Raw genomic sequence first — 25,758 nt, 5'->3', positions numbered from 1 at the left:
CTCATTCCCAGATGCACGGACATGAAAAGCCTCCTGTTTCTTGGACTTTATTTTCGATGTCCAAGAAACGGGAGGCAGTTCATTTCTAGTACGAGGGGGCTCCGCCGTGCCCGGAAGGCCCACGTCAGTTGGCGTGAACTCAATCCGGGCTGGGGCAAGTAAACTTAGCCGGTCGGCACTACAGCGACCTAACCGTAGTAGTCGCGAATCGTAACAGTCGTGAGCCCCATACGGTCCATCAGGCCCCTAATCTCATCCATCACCGAAATCACCCCGGGGTAATTCAGATGACCAATAATGATGCGCTGCGCATTCACGTACTCCTTCGCAAAACGAAGCACCTCCTGCGAGGGAATATTCGAAGAATCAGCCAAGGAGCCATACCACAGCACCGGGCGCGTGAAACCGCACGAGGCTGCAGCCGCCAGCACGCGCGCATCATAATACCCGTACGGGGGGCGGAAATACGGCTTCGACGACACCCCAAAAAGCCGCTGAATCTCCTCATCATTGCGCGTCAACTCCCGAACGATCTGCTCATCGCTGAGTTTGGTCAGCGCGGCGTGACTATACGTGTGGTTCGCAATCTGCAGTTGCCCGCTCTTCACTAGCGGAAGCAACAGCTCGCGGTGCTGCTCAAAAGAGGGGTACTGACCGTTGATAAAGAAGGTGAGGCGCGTGCCGGTGCGGCGAGCAAACTCGGCGTACGCGCGCACCACATCAGGGTTGGCGCCGTCATCAACCGTCCAGGCGACGTACTTGCCCTCACCAACAAGCCCCGTCTGCGGCCCATCCCAGGGGCGAGGCGTCGGCACAGGGTTACCGGGAGCCTGCGTGCTACCAGAACTCGGCGCGGCGGAAGGAGTAGCACTCGCGGAACCACTCGGCGCGGCGGAGGAGGTGACAGCAGGGCTACCGGATGCGGAGGGACTCTCCGACGGGCTCGCGGTGGGTTGTCCCGTTGCGTTGCTTGCCTCGGCCTTAGCGGAGCAGGAGGTGAGAGCAAGACCCAGAGAGCCCAAGCCCAGAGCGCCCAAGCTGAGGAGTACGCCGCGGCGGGAGGCCACGGAATGATAAATCATGGTGTTTCTATGATCCCGATGCGCCTCGAACGACATCAGGTTTTGAGCGGTGTTCATACTCTCAGTGTAAAATAGCAACCCTTCCGAGCATCTAACAAGTCAAAAGATTACGTCAAAACACTTCAGTGAAGAAACCACCCATATCTCATACATCAACTTTTTCCTGAAGCCCTCACTCCACCACAAAGCCCCCTATACGCCTCAGCGCAAGGGGGCTTCACAACACAACTCAGGTGACCGCGGCACAGCACACAGGCCACGCGACAGCTAGCGCGGCTGGTAGGTGCGGCCGCGCTCCGCACGCGCGCGGCGCGCCTCGGCGTCCCGAAGAACCGGCACCATAAGACGCACCAGCTGCTTAATTCCACGCATCACCAGCTCAATCCACAGCGCCGCAGACAGCACACCCGCCGCGCGCGGGTGACGGCGACGCACCCACCTCAGCGACAGCAACGAAAACACGAAATACGCCGGGTACAGGAGAGCCTCGCGAAAACGGTGAGCCTGCCGAACAACGGGATTCTGAGAAAGCTTCTTCATACCACCAGTATATCCAGCCGCACGGCACGGCCACGCCGAAGCACCGACTAGGCCCCGGACTCGCCCTCCAGCTCACCCGAAGGCTTAACCGACGCACCCTCCACGGGCACAGAAGCCGCGGCGCTACCCGACAGCTCAACCACGGAGTCCTCCCCCACCAACTGCGAGGGAGAGGAGCCCTCGGGGCCCGACAGAATCGTCACGTTCATGCGGCGCAGCGCATCCGTATCGGTAATCGTGTCGTCGTTATCAATCAGGTACACCCGGTAGCCGTCTGCGGTCAGGCGGCGCATCAGCTCCAAGAGCATATTCTGCGCCACCTCATCCACCGCGTACACGCGCGTCACGTCCAGGGCGATCTTCGAGCCCTCCATCGGGGCATCCACAATCTCGCGAATCACGCGCTCCACACCCGCGAAACGAATACGGCCCTGCAGCTGAATCAGGCGCATGGCCTCGGGTCCGGAACCAATCTGGTAGTCCGCACGCAAGGCCGAGCGCGCCACCGTCGGCACGTTCATCACGTGCATGCCCATGTCTTCGGAGAACTTCTCGAAGAGCTCCACACCGCGCACGCTATTACCGTGCTTATCCAGGCGCGGGGAGAACGTCGCCACACCCAGCTGACCCGGAACCGCGCCAATGATGCCGCCGCCCACGCCGCTCTTCGCCGGAACGCCCACCTGAGTTGCCCAGTCACCCGCGGAATTGTACATGCCGCACGTGAACATGACGCTCAGCACCTGACGCACCACGCCCTTCGGCACAACCTGCTCCCCCGTCACCGGATGCACGCCGTAGTTCGCGAGGGTCGCGGCCATCAGCGCCAGGTCCTTGACAGTGACCATGAGCGAGCACTGGCGCGTGTACCCCTGCACCGACACCTCCGGGTCACCCGTCAGGATGCCGTGGCCGCGCAGCATGTGCGCAATCGCGTAGTTGCGGTGCGCGTGCTCCAGTTCGGATTCGTACACGCGCTCATTCACCGACAGGCGGCGGCCCGCAAAGGCCGACAGACCCGAAATGACGCGCTCCATGCGCTCACCCTGCGTGGCCCCCGGAGGGCCCACCAGCGAATGGGTGGTGATAGCGCCGGCGTTAATCATGGGGTTCAGCGGCTTGCCCGAACCGTCCTCCAGGGACAGCTCGTTGAAGGGCTCGCCCGAGGGCTCAACGCCGACCTTCGCCAGCACATCGTCAAAGCCGCGGTCGGCCAGGGCCAGCGCGTACACGAAGGGCTTGGAAATCGACTGGATCGTGAACTCCACGTCGCTGTCACCGGCGGCGTACTGCTCGCCGTCCACCATCACGATGGACGCGGCCAGCTTATCCGGGTCCACGGCGGCCAGCTCGGGAATGTAGTTCGCCAGCTCCCCGGAGGTATCGGAGACGACCGTCGTCAGGGACTCAGTGAGGTACGTGGCGATGGGTGAATGCATGGTCTCCTCCGTGATGCTGATTCGGTGTTCGGGGTACGTTCCCGGATGCGCCGGAGAACCCGGGCATACCCCATCTACGAGTGTATCTTTTGCCGCCAAAAGCTACCAACTACTGCCGAGAATGACGACGGAGTAGACAGCGTGGGCTAACGCGCGGCGCCCGCGCGCACGACCGGGTTCTGGGTGCCGGGACATAAAGCCGGCTAGGGGTGGCGGACCGACTGCGGCTCCTGGCCGCCCAGCTCGGCGGTCTCCAGCTGGAAGGTCGAGTGCTCCACCGACACCTCAAAATGGGTCGCAACGCAGGAGCGGATACGGTCCAGAATCACCACCGCAGACCCGTCGCGGAAGCAAGAATCCGCAACCACCACGTGCGCGGTCACGACCGGCAGGCCCGTCGCCACCATCGAGGCGTGCACATCGTGCACCTCCACCACACCGTCGACGCGCAGCATGTGCTCGCGCATCGCATCCAGGTCCAGGCCATCCGGGGTGAACTCCATGAGCACCGCCGTGGTCTGCCTCATCAGGCGCACCGCGCGCGGCACAATCAGCACCGCAATGAACAAGCCTGCCAGCGCATCCGCCCGGTAGAAGCCGGTCAGCCAAATCACGATAGCCGCCACAATCACGCCCAGCGAACCCAGGGCGTCGTTGAGCACCTCCAGGAACGCGGCACGCATATTGAAGTTCGCGTTTCGGCCCGAAGCCAGCACCGCAATGCCGATAACGTTCGCCACCAGGCCGACCACGCCGAAGACCAGCAGCTCGGCGCCGGGCACCTCCGGCGGGGCAAACAGGCGATGCACGCCCTCCACCGCCGTGTAGATACCCACGGCCAGTAGCAGCACCGACTGGCCCAGGGCCGCCAGCACCTCAATGCGTCGGAAGCCCCACGTGTGGCGCGAGGTTGCCGGACGCGTCATGAGCGAAGCCGCGGTGAGCGCCACCAGCAGGCCGGAGGCATCCGTAATGGCGTGCGCCGTATCCGTCAGCAGGGCCAAGCTACCCGTCACCAGCGAGCCAACCGCCTGCGCCAACACAATAATGACCGCCAGGCTAAAGGCAACCAGAAGACGCGGACGCATCGAAGCGGCATCCTCCGGACTCGGAACGTGCGAATGGTTGTGATGATGACCGTCGTGGTGAGCGTGTGCGTACTCTCCCATGAACCTCTCCTTGAGATGTGGCTGGTGTGAGATGACCAGCGCGGGAAGACCGGCATAAGCCGGCAGGCGACGCAAACAACTGAGAGTCCGTCGCCTCCAGAACGAAACCACGATGCAAAAAGTCTAGAGATAGCAAAATCGCCCGATTCATACGAAACGGGCGATTGGCACCTCAACCGAGGTTTCCGTGGAGATAAGGGGACTCGAACCCCTGACCCCCTGCATGCCATGCAGGTGCGCTACCAGCTACGCCATATCCCCATATTCTGTTATGTTCCTCAACGAGGCAACATGAATATATTACACACACCTCAGAGGGCTACGCAAATCGAGAACAGCTCAAATTCAAAAAATTTTCCAAAAACTTTAGGGGCTCCAAGCTACCCCGTCCAAGGGCTACGAAGCACCGCGAATACGGCGAAGGGGCGGGCACGCGTGCCCCGCATGTGCACCACATGCAGGGCGCCGAACCCGCCCCTCACGCAAACGCTACAGAACGCGCACCGTAAAAACGTCGCGCGCCGAGCGACAGCCCGAAGGCCTAAGCCTCGTCCTGCGCCGGGATGATGCGCGCGGCCTCTTCCTCGGACTCAGCCTCGATGTCGAAGGGAGCCTCGTTCTCAACACCCAGCTCGATGCGCGGGGCCTGAGCCCACAGGCGATCCAGGGCGTAGAACTCGCGGTCCTCCTCGTGCTGAACGTGAACCACGATATCGCCGAAGTCCAGCAGAATCCAACGACCCGAGGAGCGACCCTCGCGGCGCACCGGCTTCAGGCCGGCCTGCTCGCGCAGGGCGTCCTCCACCTCGTCAGCCACGGCGTTCACCAGGCGCTCGTTGTGAGCGGAAACCACCAGGAAACCGTCAATCAGGCCCATGGCGTCGGAGGCATCCACAGCGAACAGGTTCGTTCCCTGTTTCTCCTCCGCCGCGCGGGCGGCAATGCGCAGAGCCTCAACCGAGGACTGTGCAGCAGTCATATCTTCCTTTCTTGCCGGTCATTCCCACCGGCAGCACCCCGCGGGGTGCGTTCTCACGGCCTACTTCGGGCCAAAAATCATAATCAAGCCGACAACAACCAGGGCCAGCAACAGAACCATCCACAGCCAGGCCAGGGAGGTCTTCTGGGCCGGCTTCAGCACCTCGTGCTCCGACTGGTTCTCGGTGACCTTCTCGGCGAAGGACTTATCGGAGTCCTTCTTCTGAGCGCCGCCATTCTGAGATCCACTGTCCGCGCGCTCCACGGATGCCACCGGTGCGCTCTTCGACTCGGCAGACTCCTCTGCGGCGAGCTCGGCCATCGCCACGGAATCCTCGGGATCCTGGCGGTCCACCATGCGCTGCAGCAGTTCCTCCACCTCGTCCGGGCTCAGGGCCACGGTCGGGTCGCCGTCCACCGAATCCACGGTGTCGCCAGAAACGGAGCCGTCCAGAACGCTCAGGTCCAGGCCCTGTGCGTTCACGGCGCTCACGCGGGTGGGCAGGTTGGAGGATGCGTCGTCCTTCTGCACCTCGGCAGCCTCGGGCTTCTGAGCATCCTTGGGTTCCTGGGCGTCCTTGGGCTCGGAGGGCTCCTCGTCCTCAGCCGGCGCGGAGGCGTAGCTGACGACGCTCTCGTCAACCTTCGGCTCATCGCGCACGAGGTACTCGTGCATCTTCGGCTCGGGCTCCTCCTCCTTGACCACGGTAATCACCGGAATGGAAGAGGTCAGCGGGCTATCCACCGCCGAGGGGCTGGTGGCATCCACACGGTTCTTCGCGATCTCGTCGGGACGCAGAACGCGCAGGCTACTGGTCAAAGGGGCCGGCTCGTGCAGCTTCTCCTCGTCGTTCGCCTCGGTCTCAATCTTGCCCTGGGCCGCCAGCGCCGCGAAACGACGCTGAACCGCCAGAACCTGCGGATCAATCGCGCCGGTGTTCACCACGGAACCCATATTCTCAACGGGCTTCGGGTTCTCCCCGCGGCGGTGTGCGCGCAGGTACTCGGCGACTTCCTCACGGTAACGGGCGAGACGGCGCGGACCCATCACCTTAGTCGGCGGCGGCACCTCAATGCCGTCTTCGGTCACGTACGTCTCATAGAGGTACGCTTCGTCCTCGCTATAGGGCTTCGAACCCGCAGCTTCACTCATGTGTTCCCTCATTATTCGTCGATTCGGGTGACTGCTCCGCCTCATCCTTAACTCGAGGCAGGCCGTCACGGTAGGCCGTCAAAGCGTCCTTCTTATACAGCCCATACTTCGCAATGTACTGCACCACGCCATCGGGTACCAGGTACCAGATGGGGGCGCCCTCAGCCGCGCGGCGGCGAATATCGGTCGAAGAAATCGCCATCGCGGGGATCTTCAGCGTCGTAATATGACGCCCCTCCGCAAGGGGAGGATCCAGCGTGTGATCGGGGCGGGTCACGCCCACGAACGTCGCGAGGTCCCACAGCTTATGGGCATTGCGCCAGGTCATAATCTGGCTGATCGCATCCGCCCCGGTAATGAAGAACAGGTCAGCATCGGGGCGCAGGCTGCGCAGCTCGTTAAGCGTATCAAAGGTGTACGTGGCGCCGCCACGGTCAATATCAATACGGCTCACCGTAAAACGCGGGTTCGACGCGGTCGCGATCACCGTCATCAGGTAGCGGTGCTCGGCATCGCTCACGTGCCGCTCCCCCACCTTCTGCCAGGGCTGACCGGTCGGAACGAACACGACCTCGTCCAGGTCGAACACCGCGGCGACCTCGCTGGCCGCCACCAGGTGCCCGTGATGAATCGGGTCAAACGTTCCACCCATCACGCCCAAACGCACCCGTCCAGGGATACGAGGGGGAATCGACTCGGAGCTCGGGGCACCGAAATCAAGCTGAATAGGCTGATCACTCACAGAAGCCGTCCTTGCTGGGGACAGAGACCGCACCGGAAAACAACGCGCCCACCGGTGAGGATACGGGCAAATACACGGATGCACGCGCGCCACTCGGCGGGCCCACGCGGGACGCCGGATGCACGTGCGTACACCCATCTATGCTACCGTCTCGGCGCTAAAAACAACGAAATGACGGGGGTGAGCTAAGCCGCGGGTGGAATACCCGCGACCCGGCTCACCCCCGTCGCCACGATGTGGACTCTACCTAGTCCTCGGTGCCGGGCATGTCGATATTCTCGTCGACCTTGCCCTCCTTGAGCTTCTTGCGGTACTCCACGGACTCGGTCCAGACGCCTGCCACGCGCTCGGATTCCAGCTCGGCACGAGCCGCAGCCTTCGCATCCATGCGCTCCTTGTACTCCACGCGCTTCTGGGCGCGGGTCGGGCGGATAATCTCCTCCAGGCGGACGTCGGTACCGCGCGGGGAGGAGAGTAGCTCGGCGCCACCGATCATGGTCGGCTCCCAGTCGAAAATCACCGAGTTGTCGCTCTCACCAATCACCACGGCGTCGCCGGCGCGGGCGCCAGCCTTGAACAGCTCGTCCTCAACGCCCAGGCGGGCCAGGCGGTCCGCCAGGTAGCCGACCGCTTCATCGTTGTTGAAGTCGGTCTGCTGAATCCAGCGCTCGGGCTTCTCGCCAATCACGCGGAACAGCGGCTCCAGGTTGCGTTCCTCGCGACGAATAGTGAACTCCTGCTTCTTCTTGTTGCGGAAGCCCTTCGGACGAATCACGGGGGTTTCGACGGTCACGCGCTCGGCCTCCTTCTCGGCGGCGGCACGGGCGGCGCGGTCCTCCTCAACGAGCTTCGCCATCGCGAAGATGAGGGGCTTCAGACCCTCGTGCGAGGCGGTCGAAATCTCGAAGACCTTGAAGCCCATCTCCTCGAACTCGGGGCGCACGAACTCGGCTAGCTCTCGGGCCTCGGGCACGTCAATCTTGTTCAGCACCACAATCTGCGGACGCTCGTGCAGTGGCACGGTCACTCCCGCGGTCGGGTCGACCTCGTAGTTCTGCAGCTCGCCGCGGATCACCTCGAAGTCGCTGATCGGGTCGCGGCCGGGCTCCAGGGTCGCGCAGTCAATCACGTGCACGAGCGCCGAGGAGCGCTCCACGTGACGCAGGAAGCGGTGGCCCAGGCCACGTCCCTCCGACGCGCCTTCAATCAGGCCCGGCACATCGGCCACGGTGTAGCGCACATCGCCGGCCTGAACCACGCCCAGGTTCGGGATCAGGGTCGTGAACGGGTAATCCGCAATCTTCGGGCGTGCCGCGGAGATAGCGGCAATCAGCGAGGACTTACCGGCCGAGGGGTAACCCACCAGGGCCACATCCGCAATGGACTTGAGCTCCAGAACAATGTCAGCCTCTTCGCCGGGGGTGCCCAGCAGCGCGAAGCCGGGGGCCTTACGCTTCGTCGAGGCCAACGCGGCGTTACCCAGGCCGCCCATACCGCCGCGCGCGGCGATGTACTCGTCGCCAACGTGCAACAGGTCAGCCAGGACATTGCCCTCGCGGTCCTTCACCACGGTGCCCTGCGGCACGGTCAGAATCAGGTCCTCGCCATTAAAGCCGTGGTGCATATCGCCGCGGCCGATATCACCGTTCGGGGCGTGCTGGTGCGGGCTGTGGTGGTACTCCAGCAGGGTCGTAGTCTGGTTATCGACGCGCAGAATCACCGCGCCACCATTACCACCGTTACCGCCGTTCGGGCCGCCCAGCGGCTTAAACTTTTCGCGTCGCACGGAGACGCAACCGTTGCCTCCGCGACCGCCGGAAACATGCAAGACCACGCGGTCCACGAATTCCGCCACGGGTTCTCCTATCTTGGAAAGTCTTCTCTTCGCCGACGCCTCAACGCCCGGTGGGCGGATGCATCGGCAGGCGCAGCCGGGTTGGGGCGCGCCTCCTCGCGAGGACCGCACAGCGTGCGGGCTGCTCGCGGAATGGGAGTTATAGCGAGAGGGGGTAGACTCGCGCCTACCCCCTCTGCCCTAGCGGTGAGTATTACTCAGCTGCAGCCAGGATGTTAACGACCTTGCGGCCCTTGCGGGTACCGAACTCGACGGTGCCTGCTGCCAGAGCGAACAGGGTGTCGTCGCCACCGCGGCCAACGTTCAGGCCGGGGTGGAAGTGGGTGCCGCGCTGACGAACAATGATCTCGCCTGCGTTGACGGACTGGCCGCCGTAGCGCTTAACACCGAGGTACTGGGGGTTCGAGTCACGACCGTTACGGGTGGAGCTTGCGCCCTTCTTGTGTGCCATTCTGTATTCCTACCTTAGGGTTGAATTCCGGTTCGCTTCGATTACGCGTTGATAGCGGTAATCTTGACGGTGGTCAGCTCAGCGCGGAAGCCCTGACGCTTCTTGTAACCGGTCTTGTTCTTGTACTTCTGAATAACGATCTTCGGACCGCGCAGGTCCTCGACCTTCTCAGCAACAACCTTGGCGGAAGCCAGGGACTTTGCGTCAGCGGTGACCTTGTCACCGTCGACGAGCAGCAGCACGGGCAGCTCGATGGTGCTGCCGGGCTCGCCTGCAACACGGTCAAGGGTAACGAGGTCGCCGACGGAAACCTTCTCCTGGCGGCCGCCAGCGCGTACAATCGCGTATGCCACTATGGGACTCACTTTTCTCGACAACTTGCTTCTTGAATCTCACTCGAATGAGCAGCCTGCGCTTTCATTGCTGTGCGCCCTCCCCCGCCGGTCGAATAACCGCGAAAAGGAGGAACGGCCCGTGCGTTCCGACGGGATTGCCCGCCGGAGCCAACACGCGAGGCTCACCGGTGGTGTCTCTCTCCCGCACGTTCCAACCTCGGCCGAGTACTCGACCGAGCCGAAGACGATGCGGGTGGGAGCGGTGTCTCCCGCTGGCCCTGCGTCGATAGGGCTTCACTGAGATAAACACCAGTCCTTAAGAATACGGCATGAGGGACGGGCCGCGCAATAGAGTCACCTCACCGAAATGTGTGGATGCGGCGTGATGCTCCTCAACCCCGCCTCCCGGCGCACTCCCCCGGCACATTCTCGGTAGGCTCCCTTCACGCGCTCCCCCGGCGGGCGAACGGCGGGCGAACGGCGGGCGCGAAATAACAAAGCTGAAACGGCGAAGGCCCCGGCAGCGTGGATTCCTCCACCCGTCGGGGCCTTCGTCAGTTGGGGCTACGCGTGAGCCGCGGGGCTAGTCGTCCTTGCCCAGGCGCTTAATGTCGGCGGCGGCAACACCGATGCCGAGCATCGTCGGAGCCGAAGCCTCCTCGATGGCCGGGGCCACATCCGCCACGGATGCGGAAGCCACCACGGAACCGTGAGCGCTCTCGGCGGTATCGACGGTCACGACCTTCGAACCCGCGCCGGCGCTCGAAGCGGCACGGCGGGTGCGGCGCTTGCGCGGGGCCGGAGCGGACGACACAACCGTTGCGGGCTGGGCCGGCTTCTGCTCTGCCTTCTCCTGCTGCGGCTCGGCGGGCTCAGCCGAGGGGGCGCCAATCACGCCGGTCACGACCGGGCGGGTGCCCTGCTCGCGCTGACCGTTCTGCTCGGCCGATTCGGCGGCGCGACGTGCGCGGCGACGCGATGCGCGGGGAGTCTCGCGGACGTCCTCGATGCGCAGGTCCTCACGCTCAGCGCGCTTCGACTCAGCCTTCTTCGACTCGGAACGCTCGGCGCGCTCGGAACGACGCTTGGAGGAACGCTCCTCGCGATCCGGGCGGGAAGATTCACCCTCGGGGCGAGCGATGCGGCCGGCCTTCTGCGAGGCACGGGCCTTCGCCTCACCCGCGCGAATCGCCTCAAAACGATCCGAGGAGCGGCTGAATCGCGGATCCAGCTCGGGATCAACGTGGTGATCCAGCACGCCGGCATCCGAACCCTCCACCGCTGCGATTGCGGTATCGTCCAGCTCACGACGCTTCTCGGAGCGATTCTTACGGGAGCGGCCCGAGCGGGACTTCTTCTCCTCGCGCTGAGGCTGTTCCTCGTCCTTCTCCTTGGCGACCGCTTCCTCCTCCACGCGGTCGAAGGCGCTGGCCAGCTGCTCCAGGGAGAAGCCGCCCTGCTCGCCAACCCACTGGCCGTCGGTTACCTCGGCGACCTTCTGCTCGCGTTCGGCGACCTCGGCGTGGGCCTGCTCGCTCGCCTCGGCGATACCCTGAATCTCCTGCTCCAGCGAGAGCTCAGCGGTCTCGGCGCGGCGCGAACGCTTGCGGCGCTTACGCTTCTTGCGGGTCGAGGTGGTCTCCTCCGAACCGCTCTCGTTCTGGACGGAGGCGGCTGCCACGGCGGCCATCGCGTTGCGGCGCTCGGCCTTCTTCGACTCCAGGGCGTCCTGCTTCTGCTGGTCGCGTGAATCCTCGCGGGAGGCCGAACGGGCACGCTTGCGCTCGTTACGGTCGTGGCGGTGAATGAAGTCGGAGGCGCCACCGCTGCGGCCGCTCAGCGGCTGATCGTGAACGATCAGACCGCGGCCGGCGCAGTGCTCGCAGGGCTCCGAGAAGACCTCGAGCAGGCCGGTACCCAGGCGCTTGCGGGTCATCTGAACCAGACCCAGCGAGGTCACCTCGGTCACCTGGTGCTTGGTGCGGTCACGGCCCAGGCACTCAATCAGTCGACGCAACACCAGGTCGCGGTTCGACTCGAGCACCATGTCGATGAAGTCAATCACGATGATGCCGCCGATATCGCGCAGACGCAGCTGACGCACGATCTCCTCGGCCGCCTCCAGGTTGTTCTTGGTGACGGTCTCTTCGAGGTTGCCGCCGCTACCGGTGAACTTACCGGTGTTCACGTCCACCACGGTCATGGCCTCGGTGCGGTCAATCACGAGCGAGCCGCCCGAGGGCAGGTAGACCTTGCGATCCAGCGCCTTAGCCAGCTGCTCGTTGATGCGGTAGTGGTCGAAGAGGTCGTCCTCACCGTCCCACTTCTGCAGGCGCGAAATCAGGTCGGGTGCCACATAGGTCACGTAGGCTTCGATGGAGTCCCAGGCGTCCTGACCCTGAACAATCATCGCGGTGAAGTCCTCGTTGAAGACGTCACGCACGGTCTTAATCATCAGGTCGGGCTCCTGGTAGAGCATCTCGGGGGCCAGCACCTTGCGGGAGTTGGCCTTCTCCTGAATCTCTTCCCACTGCGCGCGCAGGCGGTTAATGTCGTGGGTCAGCTCCTCCTCGGAGGCGCCCTCGGCCGCGGTGCGCACAATCACGCCGGCACCCTCGGGCAGCTTGTCCTTCAGAATCTTCTTCAGGCGCGCACGCTCGGTGTCGGGCAGCTTGCGGGAAATACCGGTCATGGAACCGCCCGGCACGTACACCAGGAAGCGACCCGGCAGGGAAACCTGGCTGGTCAGGCGGGCACCCTTGTGACCAATCGGGTCCTTGGTGACCTGCACCAGCACCGAATCGCCCGGCTTCAGGGCGTTCTCAATCTTGCGGGGCACGCCGTCCAGGCCGGTGACGTCCCAGTTGACCTCGCCCGCGTAGAGCACGGCGTTACGGCCGCGTCCAATATCGACGAAGGCGGCCTCCATGGAGGGCAGCACGTTCTGCACCTTGCCCAGGTACACGTTGCCAATCAGGGAGTCCTGCTGGGTCTTCGACACGAAGTGCTCGGCCAGCACGCCGTCCTCGAGCACACCAATCTGGATGCGGCCATCCTTCTGGCGAACCAGCATCTGACGGTCCACGGACTCGCGGCGAGCCAGGAACTCGGCCTCGGTCACGATGTGGCGGCGGCGGCCCAGGGAACGGGACTCGCGACGACGCACGCGCTTGGCCTCCAGGCGGGTGGAGCCGCGCACACCGGTCACGGTGTTGGATGCGTGGGAGTCGGCCAGGCGCGGTGCACGCACCTTGGTGACGGTCTCGACGTCATCCTCAGCACCGCCCTCAATCTCGATGTCCTCGGTACCGCGGCGGCGGCGACGGCGACGGTGGCTGGTGACCTCTGCCTCCGCGGCGGCCTCCTCGCGGCGGCGCTCCATGCGGTCCTTGCGCTTCTGCTCTTCGGCGGCGGCGCGGCGGGCCTCACGCTCGAGCTTGGCGGCCACGGCGAGCTCGCTCAGTTCCTCGGGCTCGGGGGCCACGAACAGCGGCATCGCGCCCATGGGGGTGCGCGAGCGCAGCTCCTGCAGCTTTTCGCGCTGCAGGTCGCTCAGGGTCTTAACGGGTTCGGCGGGCTCCTCGGGTGCCTTCTCCTCGGCGGCTTCTTCGACGGCGGAGACCTCGGCCTCGAGCACCTCGGCCACGCCCTCGGTTGCGGCGGGCTCCGCGTCTGCGGAGCCGGCCTCGGCGTTCTCAGCCTGCTTCTCAGCGGCCTCCTCGGCCTCAACCTCGGCTTCCGCGGCGGCTTCGCCCTCAACAAATTCGGCTTCGGCGGTCTCTTCTGCGGCTTCTTCGGCCTTCTCCGCCGTGGTCACCTTCTCGACCTTGGCGACCTCTTCGACCTTGGCGGTCTTCTCGACGGTCTCGACCTTGGCCACCTTCTCAACCTTGGCGACCTCTTCAACCTTCGCCACGCGCTCCTGGGCGGCGGGAGCCTCCGCCGCCTCAGCCTCGGCGGGCTGCTCTTCAGCTGCCGCGAACAGGCTGTTCAGGGTCGAAGCAACCTCGGCCTCGGACACCGCGGGAGCGGCGGCCTTCGGCGCGGGGGCGTGCTTAGCCTTAGCGTTACGCAGATTGGTCAGGCCCGTGGCGATGGCTTCGTCCAGGGGAAGCTCGGGAGCCTTCTCCTTCTTCGGACGTCCCGGGCGGCGACGCTCGGCGGGAGCGGCCTGAGATTCGGAGCTCTGGCGAACATTCTTACGCAGAGTTTCACGGGTTTCTGCGGAGGCGTTCTTCTCCTCCGCGAGGGCGTTCAGCGCCTCAAAAACCCCAAGTTCGACGTTCTTCTCGTCAGACATTAATCTTCTTTCGTCATACCCCGCTCCGCATCGCGAGGATTTTTGACAGCGCGCATACAGCGCAAAGCCTAGTTGCCGTCACCGCGGCTCAAGCCTCTCCCTGCGAGCGCGCATACGTGGGGCGCGGCCCGGGCGCTATCTCTTTCAGCGCCGTCATTCGTGGGGGCGAGCGGGCGGAACGCAACGCGCACCGCAACGGTCACAGCCACCCCGCGATCGAGCACGGCCACGCCCTCCCTGGGCGTCCTGCCGGTCTTCGGGATTCTTCGCCGATGCGGTCCGGTCCGCGCGGTGCGACAGTCATGCTCCGCGGCTTACGGCCGGTGCTTACGGGTACTCTCCCTCGATGCGGTGGTGGGGATCTTCTGCGCGTGCGGGGCGCACAAGACACCGTCTTTCATTATACCCGTACGCGGCCCCCTCGAGGCTACCCGGGATGCGGGCTTAAGAGGCGGGCGAAAAACCCGGCGAGGCGCAAGAAAGCCGGACGGCGCGCGTGCACCATCCGGCTTCGTTCAAAAATTTTGGAGACACCCGCGCGAAGCGGGGTGCGCATAGGGCGGAACTCCCCCGGTGACCCTGCGGGAATCGCCAAAGAGAGAGGTTAGTCCAGGCCCAGCTCGGCGTCGCGAGCCTCGCGTGCCTGCTGCGCCAGCTTCGGGTCGGTCGGAAGATACTCCGGGCCCGAACCGGTCGCAAAGGGAACCCCCAGGATAAAGACGAAGGGCGAGAGGACCAGCAGGATAACCCACAGCAGCGAAAAGTGACCGGCGGTCAGCAGCAGAAGGGCAATCAGGAAAATTACGGCGGAGCCACCCATCGTGGCCATTCCGGCAGTCTTCACGGTTCTCCTCAGTGGGCAAAGGAATGTACCCGTCCATTATACGCACGAGGAACCGCACGTGCGGGGCCCCTCCCCTCGCAGAGGCTGAGGCGGGCGCGCATCCGCTCCGCCCTATTCGGTGCAGCGGGCGCAGTAACAGGGTGCAGAAACGGGGTGTAGAAAAGCCCCGGCAGCCGGGCTACCGGGGCGTTCCCTTCGGCTCCAAAACCGAGGGGTTACTGCATCATGCCCATGATGACGTCAAAGAAACGAATCACGATGATACCAAAAATCAGAATCAGCCACAGGCCAATCGCGAACCACGACCAGGCGCGGGCGCTTTCGCGAACCGACGGCGAGGCGGGAATGACGCCAGCCGAGATGTTGCGCACCGTGGTCTTCACGAAGAGGGTGATGGTCATGACCCACACGATCATGCAGAACAGGCAGAGAGCGTTGATATGGAAGGTCGTCTCAAACCACAGCCACATGATGAAGGCCGCCGCGGCACCCAGGCCGATGTTCAGGCAGATCCAGAACCACCGCTTGAACTGTGCCCCGGCCAGAATCGCCGCGCCAATCGTCACCACGATGGAGAAACCGACCAGGCCGATAAAGGGGTTCGGGAAGCCGAAGGCCTCGGCCTGCGGGGTGCGCATGACCGTGCCACAGCTCAGCAGGCCGTTGATGTCGCAGACCGTGGTGTGGCCGGCGTCAACGTAAATCTGCAGGCGCTCGTACACCAGAATGGCAGCGGAGGCCAGGGCGACGAGACCGGCACAAATCAGCCAGCACCCCAGTCGGCGATCCATGGGGGTCGTCGTTCCCTCCGCTCCCTCCAGCCGACCGGTGTGTTCGTTCTCGGCCTGGGGCGGTTCGGTGGTACTCGATGCGGCGGTACTCATGCGACTCCTTGTGGTAGTTGGTTGACCGTGGTGTGTCACCGTGGTTTGTCCGGAATATGCCGTGCCCCGTTCTGCTCGCGGTCCCGGAAGGACCGGAGGCGTGCTCGGGTCGGGTGGTTTCGTCCCGCTGGGCGGGCCCGAGCCGAGGCTTCGGGAACGGGCGATATCCGGTGGTGCACGGAGGCACCCCGGATTCGGCATCTCAACTATCCTAGCCTCTTCCGGCGGTAATCAGTACGTCATCCGACCAATTATTTCGCGATACCGCGCTTTTTTGGCCCGTTCGGGGTCAGACGTAACCGTTTGTTCTCTCTCGCTTCTTTCCCGGGGTCTTCGGGGATTTGGGCCGTCCGGCGGTTAGCCGGGCTAGTCCTCCTCGGAGTCCTCGTCGCCGAAGAAATCCTCGGTGTACGAGTCGCCCAGCGGCAGGCCCAGCGAGTCCTCCAGCGAAGGACCCTGCCCGGGCTCGCCGCCCAGCTCGGCCATGATGTCGTTCAGCAGCTCGTCCGGCTCAGCAGAGGCAGCCGCCGCAGCAGCAGCAGCCAGGGTCGCCGCGGAGGCGGCACCCGCAGAACCGGCGTACAGGCCCGCCTCGGCGGGCAGCTCGTCCGGCAGTTCCTCTGCCTCGGCACCGGGGGTCTTCGCCTCCACGTGCTTGGCCAGCAGGGTACGTGCCTCGCCAATCACGGTAATCGAGCCGGTAATCAGCACACCCGCCGACTCCTGCTCGAAGAGGGCGTTCTCCATGGCGGTGGCAATCGCCTCGTCCAGGTGCTCAAACACCTCAATCGAGTCCTCGTCAATGCCAGCGTCCAGGGCGAGCTCGTGCAGGCGCTCCGGGGCAATCGCGCGCGGCGAATCCGAGGCCGACAGGTACAGGCGGAACGTGCCGTCCGAGGCGTCCACGTACTCCTCGCGCATGGTCTCGAACATGCCCAGGGCGTCCTTCTCCCCCAGGATGCCGACCACGGCGTGCAGGTGCGAAAGCTTGAACGCCTCGGTCAGCGCGGCCGCGGAGGCGCGCACGCCGTGCGGGTTGTGGCCAGCGTCCAGGATGGTCAGCGGCTCGGTACGCACCACCTCCAGGCGGCCCGGCGAGCGCACCGATTCGAAGGCAGCGCGCACCACGTCCTCGGGCAGCTGACGCTGGCCGCCGAAGAACGCCTCCACGGCGGCGAGAGCCACCACGGCGTTCTGCGCCTGATGCGCGCCGTGCAGCGACAGCGGCACGTCCGGGTACTCCCCCGCCAGGCCGCGCAGGGTCAGCAGCTGACCGCCGACCGCAAGCTCACGGGAGACCACGCCGAACTCCACTCCCTCAAAGGCGAAGGTTGCTTCCTTCTCGCGGGCGGAGGCGAGCAGGACGTCGGCGGCCTCGGGCTCCTGGACGGCCGAGACGAGGAAGCCACCGGGCTTGATAATGCCAGACTTCTCGGTTGCGATCTCGGCAAGGGTTTCACCGAGCATATCGGTGTGGTCCAGACCGATCGGGGTGACCACGGAGACCATGCCGTCAGCAACGTTCGTGGAGTCCCAGGTGCCGCCGATGCCGACCTCGAGCACCACCACATCCACCGGCTCATCCGCGAAAATCGCGAAGGCAAGCACGGTAATGGACTCGAAGAAGGTCAGGGCGGGCTCGCCGCGGGAGGTCATCTCTGCGTCCACAATCCGCAGGTAGGGGGCGATTTCCTCCCAAATGCGCACGAAGGTGGCGTCCGGCACGGGCGCGCCGTTGATACAGATACGTTCGGTGACACTCTCGAGGTGCGGGCTGGTAAAGCGGCCCACGCGCAGGTCGTGGCCGAGCAGCAGCGCCTCAATCATGCGGGCGGTGCTGGTCTTGCCGTTCGTGCCGGTAATGTGGATCACCGGGGCGGCGCGGTGCACATCGCCCAGGATTTCGACGGCGCGGGCTACCGCGTCCAGGCGCGGTGCCATCTTGTTTTCGGGCGCGCGCGCCAGCAGCTCGCCGTAGACCCGCTCCACGCCCTCGGGATCGGGAATTGCGGGGTAATTCTTCTCGCTCATTGTTCTCCTCACTGGGATAGCCGGTTGCGGCACCGGCCGAGTCCCCGCCGTGCGGCGGGATAGACGACGGGCCGCCCCGCCCGTGAAGGGGCGGGACGGCCGTACGGTTCAGGCGTATTAGGCCTTAGCCACGCTGATGGACAGCTCGGGGCCTTCGGTCAGCTGCAGGGACACGGCGAGGGTTTCGCCGGTCACCAGTGCCTCGTTGGCGCGCAGGGCTGCCAGGGTCTCCTCGGGTGCCTCGATGGAGAGGTTGATGCGGTCCGCCACGTTCAGGTCGGCGTCCTTACGTGCCTGCTGAATAGCGCGGATGGTGTCGCGAGCGATACCCTCGGCAACCAGCTCATCGGTCAGCTCGATGTTGAGGACCAGGAAGCCGCCGGGCAGAACCGCAGCCGCGGTGTGCTCGGCGCCCTCGGCGTCGGCGTCGACCACGGTCACCAGCTCGTACTCGCCCTCTTCCAGGGCCAGACCGCCGTCCAGAGCCTTCACGCCGACCAGGACGGTACCGTCCTCGGTCACGGTCCAGTCACCGGACTTGGAGGCCTTGATGGCCACCTGCACCTGCTTGCCCAGACGCGGGCCAGCGGCGCGAGCGTTCACCTTCAGCTGCTGGGAGATGCCGTAGTCAGCCGGGTCGACGGTGTCGGCGCTGACCAGGGTCACCTCGCGCAGGTTCAGCTCGTCCTCGACGATGGTCGCGAAGTACTCCGCGCCCTTCTCGCCGAATGCGGTACCCAGGGCTGCGAACTGCTCGGGTGCGATCGCCACGGTCAGCTGCTGCAGCGGCTGGCGCACGCGGATCTTCTTTTCCTTGCGCAGTGCCGAACCGGCGGAGCAGACCTCACGCACGGTCTGCATGAGAGCCAGCAGGTCAGACTCGTCGGCGAAGGCGGATGCCTCGGGCCAGTTAGCCAGGTGCACGGAGCGTTCACCGGTCAGGCCGCGGTAGATTTCCTCGCTGCTGAGCGGCAGCAGGGATGCGGCAACCTTCGACACGGTCACCAGCGCGGTGTAGAGGGTGTCGAATGCGTCGGTGTCCTCGTTGAAGAAGCGCTCGCGGGAGCGACGCACGTACCAGTTGGTCAGCGCGTCGGCGTACTGGCGCAGGTACTCGCAGGCGTTCCAGATGTCGTAGGAGTCCATCGCCGCGGTGACCTGTTCAATCATCTCGCGGGTCTTGCCGAGGATGAAGCGGTCCATCACGTGCTGCGAGTCGTACTTGAGCTTGGCGCTGTAGCCCTCACCGTTGTTGGCGGCGTTAGCGTACAGGGCGAAGAAGTGGTAGACGTTCCACAGCGGCAGCATGACCTGGCGAACACCCTCGCGGATGCCCTGCTCGGTCACGATCAGGTTGCCGCCGCGCAGGATCGGGGAGGACATCAGGAACCAGCGCATCGCGTCGGAGCCGTCGCGGTCGAGGACCTCGGAGACGTCCGGGTAGTTGCGCAGCGACTTGGACATCTTCTGACCGTCCGAGCCGAGCACGATACCGTGGCTGATGACGTTCTTGAACGCGGGGCGGTCGAAGAGCGCGGTGGCCAGCACGTGCAGCACGTAGAACCAGCCGCGGGTCTGGCCGATGTACTCGACGATGAAGTCTGCCGGGTAGTGGTTTTCGAACCATTCCTGGTTCTCGAAGGGGTAGTGCACCTGTGCGTAGGGCATGGATCCGGAGTCGAACCAGACGTCGAGCACGTCTTCCACGCGGCGCATGGTGGACTTGCCGGTCGGGTCGTCCGGGTTCGGGCGGGTCAGCTCGTCGATGTACGGGCGGTGCAGGTCGGGCTCGCCGTCCTTGTTCAGGGGCAGGCGGCCGAAGTCTGCCTTGAGCTCTTCGAGGGAGCCGTACACATCGATGCGCGGGTAGTTCGGGTCGTCCGAAACCCACACGGGAATCGGGGAACCCCAGAAGCGGTTACGCGAGATGGACCAGTCGCGTGCATTCTCAACCCACTTGCCGAACTGGCCGTACTTCACGTTCTCCGGGATCCAGTTGATCTGCTTGTTCAGCTCGTACATGCGGTCCTTGAAGTCGGTGACCTTCACGTACCAGGAGGTGATTGCACGGTAGATGAGCGGGGTGCGGCAGCGCCAGCAGTGCGGGTAGGAGTGCACGTAGGACTTCTCGCGAATCAGCGTATCGTCTGCCTTGAGGGCGTTGATGATGGTGCGGTTCGCGTCGAACGCCTGCACGCCCGCGATTTCTGCCAGGGCGGTCGAGCCGGATGCGGTGGGCTCGGCGAAGAGGTTCAGGAACTTTGCGCCTTCGTCGAGGGAGAGGATCACGGGGATGCCGTAGCCTTCACAGACCTTCTGGTCGTCTTCACCGTAGGCGGGTGCCTGGTGGACGATACCGGTACCGTCACCGGTGGAGACGTAGTCTGCGACCAGGATCTGCCAGGAGGTTTCGGTACCCCACTTTTCGGTGTCTGCGAAGTAGTCCCACAGCGGGGTGTAGCGCACGTGCTCGAGCTGGGAGCCGGTGTAGCGTGCGGTGACGGCTGCGGCTGCGTCCTGTTCGGGCTGGTCACCTTCGTAGCCGAGGTCCTTGGCGTACGAGCCGAGCAGGTCGGAGGCGATCAGGAAGGAGCGGCCCTCGAACTTGCCTGCGCCGGGTACGACGGAGTATTCAATCTCGGGTCCGACAGCGAGTGCCTGGTTGGTGGGCAGGGTCCAGGGGGTGGTGGTCCATGCGAGTGCTTCAACGCCGTCGAGTTCCGCGGCGATCTTCTCGTCGGCACCGAGGGCGGTGTCTGCGGTGAGGCGGAATGCGACGGTGACGGTCTGGTCCTGGCGGTCCTTGTACACGTCGTCGTCCATGCGCAGCTCGTGGTTGGAGAGAGGAGTCTCGTCCTTCCAGCAGTAGGGCAGCACGCGGAAGCCCTGGTAGGTCAGGCCCTTGTCGTAGAGGCGCTTGAACGCCCAGATGACGGACTCCATGTACTCGACGTTCAGGGTCTTGTAGTCGTTTTCGAAGTCGACCCAGCGCGCCTGGCGGGTGACGTACTTTTCCCACTCGTTGGTGTACTTGAGCACGGAGGCGCGGGCAGCGTCGTTGAAGTTGTCGATGCCCATTTCGAGGATTTCGCGCTTGTCGGTCATGCCGAGCTGCTTCATTGCCTCGAGCTCTGCGGGCAGGCCGTGGGTGTCCCAACCGAAGCGACGCTCGACCTTGTGGCCGCGCTGGGTCTGGTAGCGGGCGACGAGGTCCTTGGCGTAGCCGGTGAGCAGGTGGCCGTAGTGGGGCAGGCCGTTAGCGAAGGGAGGGCCGTCGTAGAAGACGAACTCGTTTTCGCCGTTTTCGCCTGCGGGGCGGTTCTCGACGGATGCGGCGAAGGTGCCGTCCTTCTTCCAGTAGTCGAGGACTGCCTCTTCGAGTGCGGGGAACTTGGGCGATGCGGTGACGCCGCTTCCTGCGGCTTCGAAGGCACTCGCCTTGGGATATACGTTAGACATTGGGTGCGCCCTTATCTTGTTGTTCTCATCGTTGAGGCAACGGACGCGGTACGCGGGTGCGTGCACTCGTCGCCTCTCAGCCGGTGAGGGTTGACATGACGGGTGCAAGGACGCCTGGGCATCGCTGGACTGCCGGACTGTGCCGGGGCTTAGGATGCGGCGCGGTACCACCTTGCTTACTGAGTTAACCAGCTCAACGCACCGAACCCTTCCGGGGCTGCGTGGCGTCGCGTGTCCGCGATGCCTAGCCACCGGAAGAGCGGCGCGTTGGGCGGGTATCAGTCGCTTATTACAGCTATATCGGGCTTAACCGTCCGGTTCTACTGGGACTACATCTCTTCCGCTAAGACGCCCTCGCCGCAGCGATTGACGGGCGCCCGCAGGTGCGGTCCGTTCTTCCGAATTGCTCGCCGGTGATGGCCGGGTCGTTGCAAACACTAATAGTTTATGTGGCTTTTGGTTCCGAATGCAACCCCGATCGGTGTGGGTTTGAACGCCCTCACTCCCCTACTGTCCCCACAGGGTCCGGGGAATAGACGAGTTACTTTTCCGCGAGTTTCCGAGCCCCGAGGGTCCTTAATGGACCCCCGCGAGCCGTGTACTCGGATGTGTCACCCAATGTATGTTTTTGCATCGACGCATTGTGGCTTTAAGTTGGTTTTGAATTTTGGCATCGAATTTTTGAAAACACCTTTCGGGCAACCACAAGATATTGGGTTGAGAAGAAGACCCGTCCACTAGATATTCATCCCGCGAATTTTTTCGCCCCTCCACCCCCGGTGTGGGAACTAATTCTTGCGACCCACGGGGTGATGTATAGCGAGTGAATAGAGTGCATATTCGGGGATTGCGGAGCGATTTTCCTTGGCTAATTAGCCCGTTTTCTTCGCCCATTCGATAGATTCCAGACCCTCCCGAGGGAGAGTTGCGCGTCCCACCCACCCTGTCTCATTGCCAGAAATTTAGTCACTCCCCCAGAGGTTCCAGGTCTTAAATGTGATATAAATCATGTTCTCCAATGTGCTTCGCACCCGCCTATCACCCCCCCTACTCCCGTCATCGTGATGCAATCTCGGCACCTTGGAATCGGCTGCCGCCACCCGGATTCAAAATTCCCCCAGGGATTACTAAGGCTTAATTTCATGCATTTTGAACTCAATTAATATAAAATAACCCATATATGCATCAATGATGATTCTAGGGCTTCTGTCATGAGGAACCCGTCAAAGCTGACGGTTCCAGACCTGCACGAGCTGGATTAGTGCAAACCGTAACGGCGCACATCCCGCGGTTTCATCGTTGATTCATGCGTGCGCTCCGTCCCAACGGCAGAGCACGCCCAAGGCACCTTCCGGCCTTCCGGTTACGCAGCCGGGTTTGTCCCGCGCGAACCACGACTATCACGAATACGACCACGCACCCATCCCGGGTGTCCCGAGCTCATCTCGGGCTAGATTCAAGGAGTTCACCGATGTTCTCACCCTCTTCGAGCGCCCGTTCCAACACCTTGAAGTTGACCGGCCAGTACACCGGCGAGTATCAGCCGGCCACTTCATCCGCCCCGGCGCAGAACGTGCCCAAGCCCCTCAAGACTGTTCCCCACCGTGACGAACCGACTTTCGAGGGTGCCTACGAGACGTTGCGTGCGTACTATAGCGCCCTCATCACCACGCTTAAGGATGGACACTACGCGTCTCAGGCGGTGGAGCTGATCCATCCAGAAGATCGAAGTGCTATCGCTGAGATTAACGCGGTCAAGGAACTCTACGAGCAGAAGGGCTGGTACATGGAGTTCACCTGTAGCATTTCGATGCAGAAGACGGAGCCGGTGGGCGCGGTGAAGGACGGCGACGGGTACGTGGTGATTTATGTTGATGCCGAGTACTCAGCCACCGCCGTTCACCAGCCCGACGGCACCGAGCGGAAGGTCCCGGCCATCACCCCGAATTCCACGCCACACGTCATGCTCTTCGCCGAGGGTAAGTGGTGGAGGATTAGCGTCCCCTACATGAACGAGCGTCTAGGAACCGGTTCGGATTCTTCCGGCAGCTCCGGCGATTCTCACGGACCCGCCGGTGTCTAGGGCCGCTTGATTCCGGGTGATTCGCGTTGGGTAGGTTCAGCATCTGTTCCTCCCCGAGTTCGGGTTAGCGTGCACTTAAAGATAACGTTCAGGGTTTTTTGACGAACCTTTCAAACGGGTCACTTATAGTCGAACCCGGATGCTCCCCCGCGTTCCTCGCACCGAGGTTTTGGGGCCGAGCATCCGGGTATATCCGTACCGCGCACCATACGACAGGACCCCCGCAATACCGGCGTACACACAAACGCCGCACCACGCGGGCCTACATCAGGAGGCCACGATGTCTTTCCTCAATCAAGCACCCAGCCGACGCAATATCCTTCTGGGCGGTATTGGCCTTGCCGCTCTTGCCCTGGCCGGATGCGCCAAGGATGTCCGTCCGCTTGCCGACGGGTCGGCTTCCCCCACTGACTCGCCCAGCGGTTCTCCCAGCACCTCTCCCAGCTCTTCCGACAGCGCGTCCGCTTCGGCTTCTTCCAGCGCCTCGGGCAGCACCCGAATCATCCCCGAGGATGAATACCTCAAGGATAGTGACAAGTACCTCGGTCCCCTGAAGTACGAGTACAAGGAGCTGTCGAACAAGTACGTCGAGGCCACCGATACCTCCCCCGCGAAGAACGTCCCCACCCCGGTCATCGATCAGACGGCGCGGCGCACCAACACCCTCGAGGGTGCCTACAAGACCCTGTGCGCCTATCAGAGTTCTTACGTCTACCTCATGCGTACCGGCACGATTGAGTACGCTATCAACCTCATGAACAAGGACGATACCAAGCTCAGCGCCGAGCTTCTCAACGTCCACACCCTGTATTCCAGGGGCGGTTGGGTCAAGGGCTACGAGAATAAGATGAGTATTCTCTCGGAGTACAGGACGCGCGCTTACGCCTCGACTGAGCTGAGCGCGGTGTCCTTCCCCTGCGAAGACTGGGCGAGCGAGTTTACGACCTATCAGAACGGCTCGAGCCAGGTTCAGGAGGCAAGTACGATTCAGGTTCCCGTGATTCTGGTCTTTGACCAGGGTAAGTGGAACGTGACCAGCGCGGAATTCTTCAGGTCTGAATACAGCGAACGCTTCAAGAAGATTTTCGCTGGTTCCGGTGGTTCCTCTTCGAGTTCCTCCGGTGGCTCATATTCCGGTACCGGAGTCTAGACTGAGCTGGCCGATTTGCTTCCACGCTATGAGGGCGGGGCGGGTATCAATTCAACTGATACCCGCCCCGCCCTTCGTCTGGACCTTTAGCCTGTGCCTTCCGTCTGCGCTGGTGACGATTGTGACGCAACCAATTGCACGGCCAATTATGCCGAGCGAACGGAAGCCCGTGTTAAGCCCCCCCCCAGTCCGGCAGCCGGCCCACGCGCGCGTTCCGAACATGACGATAGCCCCGCATCCCTGGCAACTAGGAAAACCAGGGACGCGGGGCTATGTCTTGATGCCTCACGCTCCTCCCCCGCGGCGGGCATCGCACCGGGAGTACAAACGGAGCATGAACATAGCGGAACGTTACGAGGTGGCACGCTCGCGCAGACGCTCGTGAACCTCGCTCACGAAACGGTTCTGATCATCGCGGGCGTAGTACACGACCTCGCCAATCACGGTGATGGCGGGCGGCTTCACTCGGGCGCAATCGGCCTTCGCATTCTCCAGGGTCGTCACGGTAACCCGCTCGTTCTCGGAGAATCCGTTTTCGATGGTCGCCAACGGCATCTCGCCCTCAATCCCACGAGAGAGCAGAGACGCCACCGTATCGGGCAGGGTGCGCACGCCCATCAGCAACACCACGGTGCCGGAGGCGCGCAGAGTTGCCTCGACCGCAGCCAGGTCATCCTCGGAAAGACCCGAATGGCCGGATACCACGGTGAAGATCGAGGACACGCGGCGCAGGGTCACCGGGATACCGGCACGTCCGGGAACGGCGATAGCGCTGGTGATACCGGGGATCACCTCGGCCTCCAGGCCCGCCGCGATGCACGCATCCAGCTCTTCGGCGCCGCGACCGTACACGTACGGGTCGCCGCCCTTCAGACGCACCACGGTCTTACCCGAAAGCGCGTAGTCAATCATGAGCTGCTGGATGCGGGACTGCGGAACAGCGTGCTTACCGGGCACCTTGCCCACATCGACGATGAGGGCGTTGGGGGCGTACTCGCTGTACTCCTGCGGGGCGAGGTGATCCAGCAGGACCACGTCCGCCTCACCCAGAGCACGCACAGCGCGCAGGGTCAGCAGGTCGACGGCGCCGGGGCCGCCACCGACAATGTAGACCTTGCCGGGGTGCTCGGCGCGCTCACCGGGCAGGGCGATACCGCGCTCGGTCACGCTGTCATCCAGGCTGTGACCGGGCGCCCCGCCCGCGAGCACCTCGTCAATCGTGGCGAACTCGCGGGGCGGGAACGGCGGAATCTTCGGGCCCAT

General features: G+C 63.7%; 18 protein-coding genes and 1 tRNA gene. 2 read left to right on the top strand and 17 right to left on the bottom strand.

Going from position 1 to position 25,758, the window contains the following annotated elements; all coding sequences use genetic code 11:
• Positions 1-188: 188 nt before the first annotated feature.
• The 16 genes from HMPREF2630_RS06705 to ileS form a co-directional block, all read right to left on the bottom strand.
• Positions 189-1,082 carry a polysaccharide deacetylase family protein gene (locus tag HMPREF2630_RS06705; protein ID WP_070484025.1) on the bottom strand — a complete coding sequence of 298 codons (894 nt, stop codon included), beginning with the start codon at positions 1,080-1,082 and terminating at the stop codon, positions 189-191.
• 267 nt (positions 1,083-1,349) lie between these two features.
• Positions 1,350-1,622, bottom strand: coding sequence for a hypothetical protein (locus tag HMPREF2630_RS06700; RefSeq protein WP_049347438.1), 273 nt, complete (start codon positions 1,620-1,622; stop codon positions 1,350-1,352).
• Between the two features lie 47 nt (positions 1,623-1,669).
• Positions 1,670-3,061, bottom strand: a complete 1,392-nt coding sequence (locus tag HMPREF2630_RS06695) for a glutaminase (RefSeq protein ID WP_246822762.1) — start codon at positions 3,059-3,061, stop codon at positions 1,670-1,672.
• Positions 3,062-3,264: 203 nt separating this feature from the next.
• Complete coding sequence (locus tag HMPREF2630_RS06690; protein WP_070484023.1) at positions 3,265-4,230, bottom strand: cation diffusion facilitator family transporter; 966 nt, start codon at positions 4,228-4,230, stop codon at positions 3,265-3,267.
• Positions 4,231-4,418: 188 nt separating this feature from the next.
• Positions 4,419-4,491, bottom strand: a tRNA-Ala gene (locus tag HMPREF2630_RS06685).
• Positions 4,492-4,771: 280 nt separating this feature from the next.
• Positions 4,772-5,209 carry a ribosome silencing factor gene (rsfS, locus tag HMPREF2630_RS06680; RefSeq protein WP_070484021.1) on the bottom strand — a complete coding sequence of 146 codons (438 nt, stop codon included), beginning with the start codon at positions 5,207-5,209 and terminating at the stop codon, positions 4,772-4,774.
• A gap of 60 nt (positions 5,210-5,269) precedes the next feature.
• Positions 5,270-6,361, bottom strand: a complete 1,092-nt coding sequence (locus tag HMPREF2630_RS06675; protein ID WP_070484019.1) for a sulfite reductase subunit alpha — start codon at positions 6,359-6,361, stop codon at positions 5,270-5,272.
• The gene (gene nadD, locus HMPREF2630_RS06670) at positions 6,354-7,103 is read right to left on the bottom strand and encodes a nicotinate-nucleotide adenylyltransferase (protein WP_049347435.1); all 750 of its coding nucleotides are present in this window, start codon (positions 7,101-7,103) and stop codon (positions 6,354-6,356) included. The genes HMPREF2630_RS06675 and nadD overlap by 8 nt, the downstream gene beginning before the upstream one ends.
• Positions 7,104-7,350: 247 nt before the next feature.
• The gene (gene obgE, locus HMPREF2630_RS06665) at positions 7,351-8,958 is read right to left on the bottom strand and encodes a GTPase ObgE (RefSeq protein ID WP_070484017.1); all 1,608 of its coding nucleotides are present in this window, start codon (positions 8,956-8,958) and stop codon (positions 7,351-7,353) included.
• Positions 8,959-9,151: 193 nt separating this feature from the next.
• Positions 9,152-9,409, bottom strand: a complete 258-nt coding sequence (gene rpmA / locus HMPREF2630_RS06660; RefSeq protein ID WP_049332527.1) for a 50S ribosomal protein L27 — start codon at positions 9,407-9,409, stop codon at positions 9,152-9,154.
• Positions 9,410-9,450: 41 nt separating this feature from the next.
• Positions 9,451-9,762 (bottom strand): 50S ribosomal protein L21, encoded by a 312-nt coding sequence (gene rplU / locus HMPREF2630_RS06655; RefSeq protein WP_005505764.1) that lies wholly within the window; start codon positions 9,760-9,762, stop codon positions 9,451-9,453.
• A gap of 565 nt (positions 9,763-10,327) precedes the next feature.
• Entirely contained in the window at positions 10,328-14,044 is a 3,717-nt protein-coding gene (locus HMPREF2630_RS06650) for an Rne/Rng family ribonuclease (RefSeq protein WP_070484015.1), read from the bottom strand.
• 604 nt (positions 14,045-14,648) lie between these two features.
• On the bottom strand, positions 14,649-14,888 hold the full coding sequence (locus HMPREF2630_RS06645) for a nucleoside-diphosphate sugar epimerase (RefSeq protein WP_070484013.1): 240 nt from the start codon (positions 14,886-14,888) through the stop codon (positions 14,649-14,651).
• A 215-nt stretch (positions 14,889-15,103) separates the two neighbouring features.
• Entirely contained in the window at positions 15,104-15,772 is a 669-nt protein-coding gene (locus HMPREF2630_RS06640) for a vitamin K epoxide reductase family protein (protein WP_070484011.1), read from the bottom strand.
• A 366-nt stretch (positions 15,773-16,138) separates the two neighbouring features.
• On the bottom strand, positions 16,139-17,803 hold the full coding sequence (locus HMPREF2630_RS06635) for a bifunctional folylpolyglutamate synthase/dihydrofolate synthase (protein WP_070484009.1): 1,665 nt from the start codon (positions 17,801-17,803) through the stop codon (positions 16,139-16,141).
• Between the two features lie 117 nt (positions 17,804-17,920).
• Positions 17,921-21,262, bottom strand: coding sequence for an isoleucine--tRNA ligase (gene ileS, locus HMPREF2630_RS06630; protein WP_070484007.1), 3,342 nt, complete (start codon positions 21,260-21,262; stop codon positions 17,921-17,923).
• Between the two features lie 1,471 nt (positions 21,263-22,733).
• Between ileS and HMPREF2630_RS06625 the strand changes: the two genes are divergently transcribed.
• Entirely contained in the window at positions 22,734-23,345 is a 612-nt protein-coding gene (locus HMPREF2630_RS06625) for a DUF6318 family protein (RefSeq protein WP_239663160.1), read from the top strand.
• Positions 23,346-23,625: 280 nt separating this feature from the next.
• The gene (locus HMPREF2630_RS06620) at positions 23,626-24,495 is read left to right on the top strand and encodes a DUF6318 family protein (protein ID WP_049344179.1); all 870 of its coding nucleotides are present in this window, start codon (positions 23,626-23,628) and stop codon (positions 24,493-24,495) included.
• Between the two features lie 351 nt (positions 24,496-24,846).
• Here HMPREF2630_RS06620 and cobA read toward each other — a convergent pair whose 3' ends face one another.
• A complete protein-coding gene (gene cobA / locus HMPREF2630_RS06615) occupies positions 24,847-25,758 on the bottom strand; it encodes a uroporphyrinogen-III C-methyltransferase (protein ID WP_049347424.1) in 912 nt (303 codons plus the stop codon).

It is taken from the genome of Rothia sp. HMSC072B03 (assembly GCF_001809565.1).
Lineage (GTDB): Bacteria > Actinomycetota > Actinomycetes > Actinomycetales > Micrococcaceae > Rothia > Rothia mucilaginosa_A.
Note: the sequence above shows the minus strand (reverse complement) of the source record. Positions and strands in the feature narration are given on the sequence as shown.